This is a genomic window from Halanaerobium saccharolyticum subsp. saccharolyticum DSM 6643 (assembly GCF_000350165.1).
GTDB lineage: Bacteria > Bacillota > Halanaerobiia > Halanaerobiales > Halanaerobiaceae > Halanaerobium > Halanaerobium saccharolyticum.
Genome location: NZ_CAUI01000005.1, coordinates 851,578 through 867,858, shown reverse-complemented (window position 1 = coordinate 867,858; position 16,281 = coordinate 851,578). Strand labels below are relative to the sequence as shown.

The window sequence follows — 16,281 nt, the reverse complement described above, 5'->3', positions numbered from 1 at the left end:
ATTACTTTTTTCTAGCTAAAATTTAAAATTATATTTTAGTTAAATCTTCTTTTAATTAATTTATATATTACCGGTAAAATGAGCATCGGTATTCCTAAATAACCTAAAAAACTATATCCTTTAGCAACTAAAGGAATTAAACCAAAACGGGCAATAGACCAGGTTATTAAGACAAAAATTAAAGAAGCCACTATTGAATGACTGTGACCAGTGTTATCATTAGGCCACCAGGAAACTATTCTTTTGACACCACCAAAAACAAAATTTACTCCGGTAGAAATTACTCCAAGTACTATTAAAATTGAAATGATATTTTCGGCTAAAACTCCTCCAACTCCATTATTGACCACATAAATTGTTGGAACCGGTATCTCTAAAATCCCTGGATAATAGGCCAGAACTGTGACTGAGGCGAGAGTTAATAAGATACCATTGATTGCAAAACCTGCCCAGGCAGCCTTCAGTGCATCATCTCTAGTTTTTAAAACATCTGCTACCGCTACGTAGGCTCCAACTGCCAGCGCCTGAAAACTTGCATATAATAACATGCTCCAGAGGGCAGAGCAAATATTAGTGTCTGCAGTCTGAGCAGAAATTACATTAATTATCTTAGGAAAACTAACTACAGCATTTGCCCCATAAACTATGATAACTCCGATAATAATTGCTATTCCTATGTAAGTAGCAAATTCACGGACTAGTTTAGCCCCAAAGATAGTAAGTAAAAATATAATAGCTGCTATAGCAATAGTATTTGCTAAATAAGGAGTTCCTATGGCAGATTTAATTGTACTTCCACCGGTCGCAAAGGCAACTGCTGTTGCCACCCCCATTGTTAAAACAAAAATAATTTCATATAAATTTGAAAAAAGCTTTTGGTATGGGTAGTAAAACTCATCTGTCCAACTTCTGTAATCATAGGTATCATTAACTACACTAAAATCCCAGGCATAATAAAAAATAACTGCATCAATTCCCATGGCAATAACCGGGGTGAAAATTGAATACCAGCCGTGGCTGACAAAGAATTCTGCTGCCTGTCTACCTGAGGCAAAACCTCCCCCAAAATGGGTTGTAAACCAGACAAAAGCTACACTGAAAAAAACCGGAATTGAAAAACTACTCTTCTTCTCCACTACTAATTCTCCTTTACTAGTTTTTTGTTGTGTCTAATATTAAATTTTGCACTTTAATGAGATAAAGTCGTTTTTATTATATTGTAATATTATTTTCAAGTCAAGGCTAAAATTTTTTAGTGGAGTCTATAGTTCAATATTTTGATTAAAAAGCTGCTATAAGCTCTGAATCTAGGGCTCTGATAATTTCAGCTGCCCAGCTAATAGTATTTTTATAGTCCTCGTAAGCTGAAATAGAGTAATGTGTATGGGCATAGCGTACCGGTACACCTATGACTATTGTGGGTACAGAATAATTGCTCAAAGTAATTTTTGCCCCATCATTTCCCCCGCCAATCCGGACTGCATCCTGAAATGGAATTTGATGTTTTTTAGCAATATCTCTGGCAAATTTAATGAATCTGGGATTTGCAATAATGGAGATATCCCGATGTCTGATCTGAGGACCTTTTTTTAATACAGATTGAGCATCATATTGATCTCTAAATGTATCATCGGCTGGTGTACCTTCAAAAGCAATTGCTATATCAGCTTTAATTTTTCTAGAAGTAACTTCAGCCCCTCTTGTTCCAACTTCTTCCTGAGCTGAAAGACTTCCCACTAAATTAAGACCAAACTTTTCGGTGCTTAATTCATTTAATAGATCAATTACAGCTGCTGTTCCCAGACGGTTATCAAAGGCCTTACCCATAATTATTCCCCGTTCTTGATCGAATTCAAAATCAACATCTGGTACAATTGGAGCTCCAACTTCAATCTTATAATCTTTAACTGTTTCTTTTTTAGAAGAAGCACCAATATCAATTATCATCTCATCTATTCCAATCAGCTTTTCTTTTTCTTCTGCTTTCATAAAATGAGGTGGTTTAGAAGCAACAACCCCTTTGATATATTTCCCTTCACTATTTCTCACTCTAACTTTATGAGCCGGAATATTCTGTGGAAACCAACTACCTAAATTAACAAATTTTAAACTACCATTTTTATTAACTGATTTGACCATAAAACCCACTTCATCTGAGTGGCTGTCCAGCATTAAAATCGGTTTTTGAGGGTTTATATTTTCTGGATATAAATACATATTTCTCATTGAATCAACTTCTGTTTTTATATTAGTAGCTAACTTATTTCTAACTACTTCTAAAACTTGATCTTCATAGCCTGAGACACCATTTGCATTTGATAAATCTTTAATTAAATTAATCGAATTATTCTTTTTCATAATCTACTCCTTCTTAATTTAATTTTTGGGCGATATAAAAGCCATAACTAAAATAATCTTTATATTTCTGGTAGAGGCTAATTTCATCTTTTTCATTTTCAATTAATCTCTCAGCCGCTTCAGAATAATTATGTTTTATCAGAAAATCTTCAAAGCGTTCTTCCATCGGCCTGTAATAATTATCGATCCAGCTTGATTCAGGCAGATAAAAATATCCGACCGGTGAAAATCCATTCTCTTCTAATATTTTAATTTTAGCGGAGGCTGTATTAATTTCTGGATACTCATTATGCCAATATTCTTCTATTTCAGCTGGTCTGGAAGCTGTAGTCCAGGTTATTTCGCTGACTGCTAAATAACCACCAACTTTTAGATGCTTTTTCCACTGCTTGATTCCTTCTTCAAAGCCCATAATATAGATTGCTCCTTCTGACCAGATAATATCAAATTCTTCACTGCCAAAAGGAAGTTCATCCATTGATTTTTTTAAGGTCTTTATTTTAGGAGCTAAACCCAGTTCTGCTGCCTTTGTCTTTAACTTTGCTAAAAATTGAGGGAAAAGGTCAACAGCTGTAATCTCTCCGTTTAGCTTGCGGGCCAGAGTAATTGTCTGCCCACCCGAGCCGCAGCCAATATCTGCAATTTTTAAAACTTTATCTTGTTTTAAATCCATAAAGCTCAGAGCCTTTAGTGTATCATCGGTACTGCCTGGTCCCTGTCTTTTAGCTTCTAGATGAAAATCAAGCATTAATTCCAATTCTGTCACTTTAATTTCTCCTTATTTTGTATTATTTTCCTGGTAAAATTTATTAATCTGAGTTGGCTTTTTCTCGTTTTTACCTTTAATAAATGTTCCATTATCAAGCTCCTTTGAAGCTTGAGCAAGTTCTTCTCTGCTGTTCATAACAATTGGACCACCCCAGGCTACAGGTTCGTTTAATTTTTTGCCTGCAAGAAAGAGGAACCTCGCCGTATTTTGAGATGTATTAACTTTTATTTTACTGCCGTTTTCATATAAAACTCCCTGTGGATATTTTTTGAGATTTTCTTTCCCGGGTTCAAAATTGGCCTCTCCTCTAATTAAAAAAGCATAGGCGTTATAATCTGCTGGCAGTTCAAAAATAAATTCGCTCTCCGCAGCTAATTCTACATCAAAAAAGGTTGGTCTGGTGTCAGTTCTCTGAATCTCACCACTTAAACCTTGATATTCACCGGCAATAATCTTAACTTTTTTCTGATCATCTTCATAAACTGGTATCATAGCCTCGGTTATATCTCCATATTGAGGCTCAGTCATCTTATTACTGGCAGCTAAGTTTAACCAGACCTGAACCCCAAGCATTTCTTCTGATGGCTGGGGTAATTCCTGATGCAGAATTCCTGAGCCTGCAGTCATCCACTGACACTGTCCGTCATTAATTACTCCACTGTTTCCTATACTGTCTCCATGTTCAATTTCTCCTTTAATCAGATAGGTAACTGTTTCAATTCCCCGGTGTGGATGCCAGGGAAATCCACGGCTGTAGTCTGCAGGATCAGTTGAATCAAAAAAATCCATCATCAAAAAGGGGTCAAAATCTGGAATCTGATGATAACCAAAACAGCGTCTGAGTTTAACTCCTGCACCATCCTGAGTTTCTCTACCTTCAAAATAACTTTTCACTTTTCTAAACATTTAAATTACCTCTTTCCCCTGATGATTTGTGATCTTAAATATAATTATAAAATTAATTTATCTATATAGTATAGTCTCAAGCTATCTGAGTTTTAATAAATTTGACCCTCTTTGGGGCAAGCCCACGAGGTTTGCTAGCAGACTTTTACTCTATCACCACTAATTATTTCTTTTCATTTTTTGAAGAAAAGATTCTCAAAACAACATAGGCAATCAAAGTGAAAACAAAAAAGATCAGTAGGACTGTGGCAATACTCTGTAGAGAACCGATTAAAGTTCTGTAGATTTCTAAAGTCCAGCGCTCAGTTGTCAGTTGTACAACTTCCTGGTTATTATATCTAGATGTTATATATTTTTCTAAATCCCAGACCCTGACACCACCGGAAATACCAACAACATAAATGGCAAACTTAATATATTTAAGCCAGGCTTCATTAATTGCCTCAGGTACTATTAAATTTAAAATTTTATAAATTGAATCATTGAATAATCTGCTGACTATATAGCAGACGAGAAGGGCCACCAAAAAAGTAACAAGCAGTAAAAGATAAAACATAGTCACACCCCCTATTTAATTATTTTAAATATTTATGATTATTTAAGTTTATTTTCTACTGAATTTATTTTTTTATCCATTGCTGCTTCTCGGTCCCGACGGTCATCAATTTTTAAATTAGTTGTAACTCTTAAAGCACCATTCTCAAAAGGAACTTCATGCATCTTTTTTGTGATATCAAAAATATCACTAAGCTCTCCTTCTAAAATAGTTCCCATTGGAGTTAACCTATATTTAACCTTATCTTGATTTTTTAAAACTTGATGACAGTCAGCAACATAGCTGCTTAAACTTGTACTTTCTGTACCCAGTGGAACAACTGTTAATTCTGCTATAACCATTATTAATCCTCCTAAATTTTATTGTTTTTTATCATTTATCTATTTCTTTTTTAAACTGACTTATTCTTTCTACCTGAAGTGTAAAAGATTCTAGTCTGGCCTCCATAACCTGAGTAAATACACTACCATCTGTCTCTAAGGCAAGAAATGGTAAAGATGAAAACTCATTCAGCACTTTTTTAGTCAAATTATTACCATATTTTTTTGCTAATTTTAGTTTTTCTTTTTCTAAAGAATTACTTAATACTGATTCTGCAACCCGATTTGGCATACAGCCAAAAGGACCAATGATAATAATACCATCTACCTGATCAATAATCTCATCAATACTGCTGCCTACAGTCAAAATTGCCTCACCTGTTAATTCCTTTGACAAAGCAGTTTCAGCTGTTTCGATCAGCTCATCTATATTTGTTAGGCTGTAATTATAAAGTCCTGTCTCTGCAAAAATCGATTTAATTGTCTTTTCTATCTGTCTCTGATAGGTATTTTTTGCTTTCTGTTTAAGCTTCCCGATAAAACCGGGCTGTTTTTTATTAATTCCATTTTCAATTAAATAATCAACATAATATATCCATTCACTTTTTTGAGCCACCTTTGTTACTATTCCTTTTTTAGCAAGTTTTTCTACCAGAAATCTACGAGAAAATTTATCGCTTCTCACATAGATTTCTCCTGTAAGAGCAACTTTTTTTGCTTGCTTATAACTTTCATTTAATTTAATATTAGCTAGTACTGCCGCTTCATTTTTTAGTAATTTTTTGATTTGACCCCACGTATTATTATCTAGAGCATTAAATATTTTTCTTTTACTTTTTTCAAGCTGTTTTAATGCTTTTTCTTTATCAGTGGCCAGAGCCAAAATAACACTCTCAATATCATCCAGTACATCAGCAATAATTACTGCCTGCCAGGCTCGCATGGTAAATTTTCTTCCTAAACCTGCATAACCATTGTCAGCACTTAAAGTAAGCACAGCTGTATCTTCTATTTTTTTGTCTTCAATCAGATTATTCAATAATACATTGTATTGGCCAAAGCGACACGGTCCGGAAGCTTCGGGCATAAAATAGGCAAGTATTTCTCCATTGTTTTTTCTTTTATCTAAATAATTAAGCATCGTTCCCAAGGTCAGTTGGAGGGGCAGACACTCTTTTGAACTTGAATTAGCTCTCCCCCTTTTTAGCTCAGCTTCACCAGGTGGAGGAGCAGCTTCAGCATTAACTCCACTATATCTTAGTCCTGAAACAACAGCTCGACTGGAATTACCTCCCATTGAAGGTATTAAAACTTTTACATTTTGTGAATCAAGTGAATGATTATTAGCTTTTGAGTCAACTACTCTGACAGAATTATCATATTTTATTTCTGCTTTTTTAAAATTGCTTTCTGCTTTGGGAATCCCTTCATCTTCCTCGAGCTTTCGGTAGCTTTCTACAACATCTAAAAAGGCTTCAATCCTGGTATTTAAACCAGCATCAGCTGTATGACTGTCCAGCTCTAAGGTTAAAGAAGGTTTGCTTCCATTTTCTCTGCGGAAATAGTTTAAAAGAAATGAATCAGGTCCACAGCTAAAATTTGTTATATAGGCTGCAAACAAATTTGGGTTTTCACTTACAATTTTAGTTCCCTTCATTATTAACTGGCCCATTGACCAGTACATTTTTGAAGAAACTCCACTTTCTTCAAGATTAAGCATATCATAGGGTAAAACTATTTCTCCACGGGAAGCAAATTTATGAGAAATCCCCATATTAGCCTCTGAAACAAAAGCATTATAAGGGCGGCCAAAAATGACTACTGCTTTTTGATCAGGATTTTGCTCAAGATAGCTGAGCACTTCTTTCCCTTTTGATTTCAGCTCTTTTTTAAATTGCTGCTGATGTTCAATTGCTTTCTGATAGGCAGTCTGGGCTTTGTTTTTAGATAAACCTAATTTAAGAGCAATATCTACAAATTTTTCTTCTGCAGCTATAAAACCTTTTTGAAAATTAATTACTGGTGAAAAAACATTATCTGCTTTTAGCTCAGGCCAAACAGCAGCTAAATAATATGGCTCAGCTTGAGCCAGGGGGCAGAGCATACTTTCATCAGCTCCATTTTCCACATATAAGCCTTTAACATGAGGCAGAAATATATAATCATACTTGTGATTTTTAAGCAGGTCATATATATAACCGTGACTCAATCCCACCGGATGACAAAATGCAGCTGACTGCTTTTGCACACCATCTTCTGCTGGATTTTCAGGAATAATAACTTCATAGCCCAGCTCAGAAAAGAACTTAGAATAAAGCGGAAGTAGAGTGTTTACTGTAAGCGAGCGATTAATGCCTATTTTCCCTCTGACTTTATTCTTTTTGGGCACAGCAAAATATTTTTCATAAACCATTTTTTCTCTTTGATTTACATAGTCTAAGTTTTTGACATCATAATCTAGATTATTAGAAAGATTAACGTATTTATTACAGGCCCCTCCAAAAGGGTGCTTTTCGCCTTCAATCTCCATTACATTAATCTTACACCTGCGATCACAGTCTTCTTTACCTCCCTGACAGACAAAAGACTTATGATATTTTATCTTTCTTTCAGCAAGTTCTTTTAGCTTAAATTCTTTCTCTTCAGTTAGTGCTAGTTTTAAATTATTTTTTACCAGCAGTGCTTCTCCATAAGCTCCCATCAGACCAGGTTCTGGTGGTACAATAATTTCCTTCTCTGTGAGAGCTGCCATAGCAATCGGTACTGCCTTATTGTAACAGACGCCTCCCTGCATGAAAACCTTATCTCCAACTGCTCGGTTGCCTTTAACTCTGTTGGTATAATTCAAACAGATAGAATATACTAAGCCTGCACAAATATCTTCAACCTTTAGCCCTTCCTGGACAGCACTTTTAATATCACTGCTAATAAAGGCTGAACATTGATCATTAAAATTTGGCGGTTTTCTTCCCTTTAAAGCAATTTCTTCTATAGCCTCTACTTCAATATTAAAAGATTCTGCTGCAGCTTCTTCTAAAAATGAACCCGTACCTGCCGAACAGGCCTCATTCATTGCATAATCAGTTGGTACTTCGTTGACTATGTAAGTATATTTAGCATCCTGACCACCTATCTCAAAGATAGTTTCTACTTCATTATCGAAAAAAACAGCAGCTTTCGCATGGGCCATAATTTCATTGTGAATTGATTTACTAAGAGCATGTAAACCTACAATCTGTCTCCCAGAACCGGTTACTCCAAGCCCTATAATTTCAATTTCTGTCTCGCCAATTTTCTCTGCCAGTTTTGTATAACATTTTCTGGCAGCTTTAACTGGATCTCCATTTGTTCTTAAATAAACAGAAGCTAAAAGTGCATCATCTTCCACTCTCAAAATTATTGCTTTAGTAGTCGTTGAGCCCACATCTATCCCAAGAATACATCTATCTCCAGGCTTAGCTGTTCCTGTTTCCATATTTTTAAAACTAACTTTATCTCTATAGTTCTCTAATGCGGGCAGAAAATTAAAAGAACTCTGATCTTTATTGTAAAGATTAGTTAAATCTAAATCATCTCCATACTTTTCTCCCCAGAGAGCAGTACCTAAGGCCTCAAAATAATCCGCTTCTTCAGGCACAATTACTGCAGTTAACTTCTGCTTCAGGTAATCAATCATTACCTTATTTTTACTACTTCCTCCAACTACCATAATTGATTGTGCTTTAAAATTAGAAAGTAATTCCATAATTTTATCTGCCATCATACTGCACAAACCAGCAACAATCTTTCCCTTTTCTTCTCCCTTATTTAAAGCATGTGTACAGTCACTTTTACAAAAAACTGAACATCTACCGGAAAGATGATAGGGATTATCTAATTGAGCAATTTCCATCGCCTCTTCCAATTTGATATCCATTCTTTTTAGCTGCTGCAGAAAAAACTCACCCGTTCCGGAAGCACATTTATTACCGCTGTGAACATCCGCTATTCTCCCTCTTTCATCTAGTTCATAAGCCATAAAGGTTTCTCCACCTGCACTTACAATTGCTTCAACAGCAGGATATTTGTCCTTTATATGGTTATATGCAAGCTCTGTAGCCTCAGGTTCTGAAAGAGAGGGAAGGTTAACAAATTTTTTGGATTTACGACCTGTAACTGCAAAATTAATTTCTTCATCTAAGTTAAAATCAGCCAGTATTTTTTCCAAAGTTTTAACTGCACTGCCCTCATGTGGAAGTCCCTTAAAATCTACAATTTTCAAGTCATTACTATTTCTTTTTGTTTTAAGGACTTTTATTTTAGATGATCCCATACAAATTCCTATAGAATTCAAGGTTATCGCCTCCATATTTTTTTATCTGTAGACATTAAAAACATTCCATCTTATCTGAGTTGGGTTTTAGATAAATTTAATAAATTAATTCCAGTCCTACCCCAACTTTTTTAAGATCTACTACTTGAGCTAATTCTATTTTAGAATGCAGATCCGTGCAGTGCGATGCGTGAATAACTTTAGGTTTAAGATTTTCAAAATAAGTTTTTGTTCCTTCCAGCTGCTTTTTGGAAGGATTCTGCAGATGAAAGCCACCAATTACATCAATTATTCTATCATCCTTAAATATATCTTTGGCCTCTTCTATGATATTGCAGATCCCAGCATGTGAGCAGCCGGTGATAATTACTAATCCCTCAGAAGTCTGATAAGCTAAGGCAGAATCTTCAATTATATAATCATCTTTTTCGTTACCGCTAATTATTACTTTTCCGATAGGATTTTGAGCTTCAAAATTATTATTTCTCTCAATTTCTCCTAAAAAAACTAGATTTTCAGTCAGCTGAATATATTCTCTGCTCAAATTTAAATCAAAATGATGGCCTGCCCTTTCCTTAGAAATCAAAGAGCCAATCTGATCAATTCCTCCTACCTTTCTGGAAGCAAAAGTTTCAGGATGGGTCACTAGTATAGGTTTTTTATATTTCCTATTTTCAATTTGGGCTTCAGTATAAAATTGAATTAAATGCTGTAAGCCCCAAGTGTGATCAAGATGGCTGTGGGAAAGCACAAGATAATCCAAATCTAATAAATCTATGCCCATTTTTTTAGCATTTTCTATAAAAAGATCAGAATAGCCGGTATCAAATAATATCTTTTTGCCATCAGCTTCAAGATAATAGGAAACACCAGGTTCTCCTCTAAAGTAGCGGTCAATTAAGGTATTATTTTCAACTAAAACTTTTAATTTCATTTTTATCACCTTTTTTGAATATATTGAAGAAACTCATACTACCATTTATCAAAATGAACTTTAGCTTCTATATATCTATCTGAAGCTTCTTTTTCTTCTGCTGGATAACCGAGAGAAATTATTGAAAGAACCTTTACTTTTTCAGGAATTTCTAAAATAGAATTTACATGCTCTATAATTCTCTCTTTAGGATAAACTCCAAGCCAGACAGCTCCTAAACCCAAATGAACTGCTTCTGTCAGCATATTTTCAGCTGCAGCAGCACAATCCTGTACCCAAAAACCTTGATAAAGCTCTTCTTCTAAATTTGCACAGACAGCTACAGCCGTATCAGCTTCTCGAAGGGCCTCTGCATACCCATGTATATCAGCAATACTATTTAATATTTTTTTGTTTTTTATAATTATGAAGTGGTTTATCCGCTGATTTCCACAGGAAGGTGCTGCAAAGCCAGCTTTAACAATCTTTTTTATTTTTTCTTTTTCAACTTTCTCAGCTGTATATTTTCTAATACTTCTTCTTTCAAAAATTTCTTTCATTATATAATCATAACTCCTATCTTTTAGTTATTTTTAGGATTTAAAGCTTTCTGATCAACTTATTTGAGCAGATAATATTTTTATTGGCTTTAGATATTGATTAAAATTAAGGCCACTACTGTCATCAAAATCGAAAGCCATTCTTTAGTCTTTAGTTTTTCGCCAAAAAACAAACAGCCTGCAGCCGTTATCAAAACAATACTTCCTGCACTGAATATCGGAAAGACAACTGCTGTTTTAAGATAGTTTAAGGCGCTGATCAGAAAAAATGAAGAAAACAGATTGGGAATCCCAACTGCAAATCCGGTTAATAGTTCTGATTTTTTGGGATAGCGGCCTACCTTTTTAAAACTATAGAAAGAACTGATCAAAAAAGCAGAAAAGAAAACCCAGAACAAAAATAATACCTTATAATTAACCAGAGCATATTTTTGAAATATCTTATTGCTAAATTCTGCAATACCACCGTAGAGAAAAAGAAAGATTAAATTTAACCTCAGAGCCTGCCCTAAGTCCTTCTTAAAAGGAAAGTTAACCAGAATAATTGAACTAATAGCCAGCAGAATACCAACCCACTGCAAGTCTTCTGGATATTCCCGCCAGATAATTATTGCAAAGAGCATCGGAATTAAAATTCCTAACTTGCCGAAAGTTCCGGCCAGGCTGGCTCCATTTTCGCGTACACTCTTTTGATAATAGATAAAAGAGGTGAAGAAAAAAATACCGGCAGCCAAGCCAATTAAAGTTGCCCACTGCTGACTGGATTGAGCCGAAAATAATCCTTCTCCCTCAAAAATAACGCGGTTGAAATTTGCCCTAAAATCACTGTGATTAAAATCAAAAAACTTAATCCCCTGATTAAAAATGAGAAATAAAGAAATTGCTGCTGCAGTAAAATAATTAATCGAAGTAACTAGATATCTATTTAAATTATTTGATTCGCTGAATTTAAAGATTAAAGCAATTGATGAACTGCATAAGACTGCTAAAAATAAATAGATCAAAGACTACACTTCCCTTACTGATTTATTTTATCTAAGCTTTAAGTTTAGTCGTTTTCAGTTAATAATGATAAATATATAGCAGAAATTTCATCTGTCAGATAAATATCTTTGGCTGTTTTATAAAAGTCCTGTCCCTCATGATGGGCTTTCAGAGCTTTGACCTTAAAGATTACCGGCTGCCTGGTTCTCCTGCGGGCCACTTTTTTAGCTTCCTTAACTCCAAGACTTAAGTGAACATAATTTCTGGCCATTGGCTTCAGCCCGGCAGCCATAATTTTAGTTTTAACCTCCGGCCTTGTTCCGTGATAGAGAATCTCTGGAGGTTCTACGGCTTGATAATCAGGGCTAACTCCTTCAATGCTGTGACCATAATTAGCTCTAATTCTTTCTTTATTATCTAAAAAACTGAAGCGTCCTTTAGAATCATTCTTTACCAGCTGAATTAAATCTACTTTAGTTATATCCTGAAATCTATTTTGCAGAGCAGCCAGTAACTTATCTGTTTTAACTGAAGCATCTGCTGCCAGTTTCAAATCAAAGTCTTCCGGATGGTGCCTCAGAATATAGGAGACTGTTTTCGAAAGTTTTGTTTTATTCATTAAGAATCACCCAATAATTATTTATTCTCATTTTTTGATTTTTTAAAGAAAAAATTTTTAAGTTAAAAAGCGTTCAGCTATTTAATTATTTCCTAATTTTGGTTCCAGTATAAGTAAAAGCATCACTATTCATCTCAAGCCGGTCATCTTTGATTTCGGCGATGACATTTCCACAATGTCCACAGACAAAGTCCCGGCCTGAAACTTTTCCATCATAGAGTCTTGTTATTTTAGATTTCCAGCAGCGAAGAACTTTTCCCTGCCCAATTTTTTTGTATTTAAAAAGTTTAGTTTTACATTTAGCACATTTAATAGTCAGCATAATATCAATCCTCTGATTAGAATCTGAAATAATATTATTAAAATTATTTGAATATCAGTTCACTGTAATCTGATTTTTGCCCTGTTTTTTACTTTCATACATGTTATTATCTGCTCTTTTGGTAAGAGATTCAATTGTATCATTTTTGCTAAATTTAGTAGCACCAAAAGACATTGTAACATTTATCTTTTCCTGCTTGTGTTCGATAAAAGATTCATTAATTAATAATTTAAGTCTTTCTAATAAATTTTTAAGATATGTGTTATTATTTATATCAAAGAGTATTAGCGCGAATTCATCTCCGCCCCATCTAAAAGCTTTATCAGCATCTCTCAGATTATTTTTTAGGGTATTAGCAATCATCGCTAAAATTCTGTCTCCAACTAAATGACCATAATTATCATTTATATATTTAAAATCATCAACATCTAAAAAACAAAATGCTATATTATCTTTATTTATATCATTTCGCTCAATTATTTCAGCTAAAATCTTTTCTAAATAGTTTCGGTTATTAATTTCAGTTAATTTATCTCTATGATTTTCCTGTTTTAATTCATTAATTTTTTCTTCTAAAGACTTCATTTTTATATTTTTCAAAAATAATTCTACCGCTCCTACTATTTCATTCTTTTCATCTTTTAAAGGAACAGTTCTAATTGTTACTGGAATTCGCTGACCATCTTTATGATGTAAATATACATTTGCCTCTCTTTTTTTGCCATCTTCCATTGTAGCATGAAGTGGGCAGCCATTATGACATAAATTAGTTCCTTGATCATCTACATGCTGGAGAATGTTGTCATAACAATGTTTTCCTATTACTTCTGCTTTTGAAAAACCTGTAATTTCTGCAGCCTCTTTATTCCAATATCTTATCTTTCTGTTTTGATCAACATAATATACTCCACCATATATATTATCTAAAATGTCATTTAAATCAATTTTCATCTCGTGTCACTTCCTCAATTATAATTTAATATTCTATTTTAAAATGCAGCTGCTTTTTTAAATCAAGCTAGAAGTTCAAAACTTATGTATAATATTCTTTTTAATTCGACTAATTATTTATATATCTTATTTAAAACAGCCCTTGGATTTTGAATAAACTTTGAATAAGAAAATTCTAAGAGCTCATTTTTTAACTCAGCCTGAAGTTTATTAGCCTGCAGCTTAAGCTCAATTTCTCCAACCTTAAAGCCCTCAATTTTATTAATCTGATCCAGATTATTATTTTTCAACTTAAGCTTGATATCTTCTTTGAGCCGTTTTAATTCCAGCCAGAGCCGCCATTCTTTTAATGATCTGATACTCAGTTCAGGCAGGGTATCAGCCTTTTTGAGCAGCATCAAATTTGAATAAATGTGGCTGCCGCTGACTCCATAACCCTCTGCTTTAATCTTTTTACCAAGCTGCTGCCAGCTTTCAACTTCAAAGAGCAAATAATTATGATTAGTTCTTTTACTGCTTGAAGGAAAATTAATTTCTTTTCTTTCAACTATTTTTTTATTTTTTATCCTGCCGTAATAGCGGACTCCACTCTGCTGACCAAACTTTGCTTTACTCTGAAAAATTGCAATGTATTCTAAATTATAATTTAAAACTTGCTGCTGTAAGGGTAAATAATATAAATTATTATCTAACAAATACTGCAGCTGCTTTTTTCTTTTCAGTGATCCAAGCAGCAGGTCAACCTTAAATTCTGACTCTGGTCTAAATTCTTCTGCAGCTGCCGGCAGCAGATTGCGCTCAAAGTTACTCTGAGCTGATTCATCAATAATATTTTCTAAAAATTTAGCTAAAAGTTCTGTACTGCCCGGCAAAAATGGAAAGGCTCCAATATTAACCTGTTCTATACTCTGATAGAATTTGTGTTCTTTAAATTTTTCTTGATCATGGTAGGGAAAAAGCACATAGGCCCCAACCATTGTTCTTCTGTAATCTGCTCCCATTTCTGCTGCTACTGCATCCCGGTAGCGGTGCATGGTATTGATGTCAGATTCTTCAGGGCCAGGAATATAATCATAGCGACTGCCATAGCCTGTTCCCTCTTCTGCCTGATTAAGCCGATATTTAGCATCAAAAATAAATTTATACTGGTGCTCAGAATCATTTTTACTAAGTGATAAAATGTTATCCGGTTTCTGATTGGTAGTGATACTATCTCCACTTGATCTATTATAGCTTAAAGTGAATTTCTCACCGGTAATTGGATTCTGGTATTCGACCTCGGCTGAGGCTCCCTGAGATAAAGTAACATTGATGCCGCTGTAATCTAATTCAATAATATTATTTTTGAGCATTTTGTATTTATCCTGCAGCAGGCTGTTTAATTTGAGAAAGGTCCAGTATTCATAGAGCTGCCAGAGTTGTTTAATTGAAAGCCTAAAGATATCTCCATTGAGAGAAAGTCCCTTTAAAAGCATTAAATAATACTTATATAATTCTTTATATCCGGGGGCCATCTGCAGCACTAATGAAATTGAATCAATTTTCTGCAGCTCACCAACTTCAGCCAAAAATGAATGATTAAGCTTTAATTTCAACTTTCTAATCATCTTCTCAATTTTAGTGACTAAATTCTGATCAGGATTTCTTTTTGAATTAATATAATTAATTTTAAAGTGTTTGAGTCTTTTGATCAGTTCAGAAAAACTCCACTTGATAAATTTATTTTCAAAATTATCATAACTCAATTTTTTCTCCACTGCCAGCATCTTTTCCGGCAGTTTAAGCTCTTTGTCATAGTGGCGGCTGTTCTTATTTAACCATTTGAGGCTCTGTCTGCCGACTTTTTTAACTCTGGAGGCGGGTCTGACATTTCTTTTTCTAATAATCCGGTGGTGAGGTGACTCTTCTACTCTTTTTAAGGCTTTAAATAAATCTTCAAAAATATTTTCTATGATTACAAAAAACTCAGCCTCAGTTATGTTCTGCTTTTCAGAAATTTTCATTTCCTGATAGGTTTTTCTTAAAAAGTCATAGGCTAAATTATATACTTCCTTGTTTACCTCTTCTAAAAGCTGGTTGTAGTCTTTTTGATAGTCAATCTTACTGGGAAATACTTCTAACTTTAAAGTTAAAATCACTCGAGAATTACTTCTAATTTCAAATTCCGAATAACCAATATCACTGCCGAAATTGACACTGCCATAAAGCACATTCGGATTGTCATTGGGATGTGACAGAGATTCTCTAATTTCACGATTGGGGTGGTAGAGTTCAATTGGCAGCTCGGCTTCTATGTAAAAATCATAATTCTGATATTCAAAAAAGAGGGGATAGCTTTTAATAGAATTAAATTGACTTCTTTTGAGCTGATCCATTTCTGGATCATGGTATTTAAAGTCAAAGTCATCTTCTAAGTTTGAACTGAAACTGCAGGCAGCCTGAGCCGTATTTGCCTCTGGAAACTCCTTTTCGTGATCAGGATGCAGAGGCTTACCTTTAATATTTAGAGAAAGTTTATCATTTTTGATTGTGATTAGATCTATTTTTTTAGTGGCCATTTTATCATCCTTAATAACTTTCGACTTATTGCTAGTTTCACCGAATAACAGGTAAATTTTAATTTTTAACCTTAAATTGGGTGAACTTTTTAGCTAAGAAAATTACTCTCTCTGATTCTAAGTACTAATGCTTCTAAAACATCTTTTAAATCA

The 16,281-nt window shown here is 34.2% G+C and carries 14 protein-coding genes; all 14 read right to left on the bottom strand.

Going from position 1 to position 16,281, the window contains the following annotated elements:
* Positions 1 to 35: 35 nt before the first annotated feature.
* The 14 genes from HSACCH_RS04330 to HSACCH_RS04265 all read right to left on the bottom strand — a co-directional run bounded on the left by HSACCH_RS04330 (position 36) and on the right by HSACCH_RS04265 (position 16,128).
* Positions 36 to 1,136, bottom strand: a complete 1,101-nt coding sequence (locus HSACCH_RS04330; RefSeq protein WP_005488135.1) for a YkvI family membrane protein — start codon at positions 1,134 to 1,136, stop codon at positions 36 to 38.
* 145 nt (positions 1,137 to 1,281) lie between these two features.
* Positions 1,282 to 2,358, bottom strand: a complete 1,077-nt coding sequence (locus HSACCH_RS04325) for a M42 family metallopeptidase (protein WP_005488133.1) — start codon at positions 2,356 to 2,358, stop codon at positions 1,282 to 1,284.
* Between the two features lie 13 nt (positions 2,359 to 2,371).
* A complete protein-coding gene (locus HSACCH_RS04320) occupies positions 2,372 to 3,124 on the bottom strand; it encodes a class I SAM-dependent methyltransferase (RefSeq protein WP_005488131.1) in 753 nt (250 codons plus the stop codon).
* 12 nt (positions 3,125 to 3,136) lie between these two features.
* Positions 3,137 to 4,033 carry a pirin family protein gene (locus HSACCH_RS04315; RefSeq protein ID WP_005488130.1) on the bottom strand — a complete coding sequence of 299 codons (897 nt, stop codon included), beginning with the start codon at positions 4,031 to 4,033 and terminating at the stop codon, positions 3,137 to 3,139.
* Positions 4,034 to 4,196: 163 nt separating this feature from the next.
* Positions 4,197 to 4,589, bottom strand: a complete 393-nt coding sequence (locus HSACCH_RS04310) for a hypothetical protein (protein ID WP_005488129.1) — start codon at positions 4,587 to 4,589, stop codon at positions 4,197 to 4,199.
* 38 nt (positions 4,590 to 4,627) lie between these two features.
* A complete protein-coding gene (locus HSACCH_RS04305) occupies positions 4,628 to 4,930 on the bottom strand; it encodes an MTH1187 family thiamine-binding protein (RefSeq protein ID WP_005488128.1) in 303 nt (100 codons plus the stop codon).
* 31 nt (positions 4,931 to 4,961) lie between these two features.
* On the bottom strand, positions 4,962 to 9,242 hold the full coding sequence (locus HSACCH_RS04300) for an acyl-CoA dehydratase activase (protein WP_005488126.1): 4,281 nt from the start codon (positions 9,240 to 9,242) through the stop codon (positions 4,962 to 4,964).
* Between the two features lie 76 nt (positions 9,243 to 9,318).
* A complete protein-coding gene (locus tag HSACCH_RS04295) occupies positions 9,319 to 10,155 on the bottom strand; it encodes an MBL fold metallo-hydrolase (RefSeq protein WP_005488125.1) in 837 nt (278 codons plus the stop codon).
* Between the two features lie 38 nt (positions 10,156 to 10,193).
* Positions 10,194 to 10,694: a nitroreductase family protein gene (locus HSACCH_RS04290; RefSeq protein ID WP_005488124.1), complete on the bottom strand. Its 501-nt coding sequence runs from the start codon at positions 10,692 to 10,694 to the stop codon at positions 10,194 to 10,196.
* An 89-nt stretch (positions 10,695 to 10,783) separates the two neighbouring features.
* Positions 10,784 to 11,698 (bottom strand): SMR family transporter, encoded by a 915-nt coding sequence (locus HSACCH_RS04285; RefSeq protein WP_005488122.1) that lies wholly within the window; start codon positions 11,696 to 11,698, stop codon positions 10,784 to 10,786.
* Between the two features lie 44 nt (positions 11,699 to 11,742).
* The gene (locus tag HSACCH_RS04280) at positions 11,743 to 12,297 is read right to left on the bottom strand and encodes an RNA 2'-phosphotransferase (protein ID WP_005488121.1); all 555 of its coding nucleotides are present in this window, start codon (positions 12,295 to 12,297) and stop codon (positions 11,743 to 11,745) included.
* 85 nt (positions 12,298 to 12,382) lie between these two features.
* Positions 12,383 to 12,619 (bottom strand): hypothetical protein, encoded by a 237-nt coding sequence (locus tag HSACCH_RS04275; protein ID WP_005488119.1) that lies wholly within the window; start codon positions 12,617 to 12,619, stop codon positions 12,383 to 12,385.
* Between the two features lie 54 nt (positions 12,620 to 12,673).
* Positions 12,674 to 13,570, bottom strand: coding sequence for a GGDEF domain-containing protein (locus HSACCH_RS04270; RefSeq protein ID WP_005488118.1), 897 nt, complete (start codon positions 13,568 to 13,570; stop codon positions 12,674 to 12,676).
* Positions 13,571 to 13,683: 113 nt separating this feature from the next.
* Entirely contained in the window at positions 13,684 to 16,128 is a 2,445-nt protein-coding gene (locus HSACCH_RS04265; protein ID WP_005488116.1) for a restriction endonuclease-like protein, read from the bottom strand.
* Positions 16,129 to 16,281 lie beyond the last annotated feature (153 nt).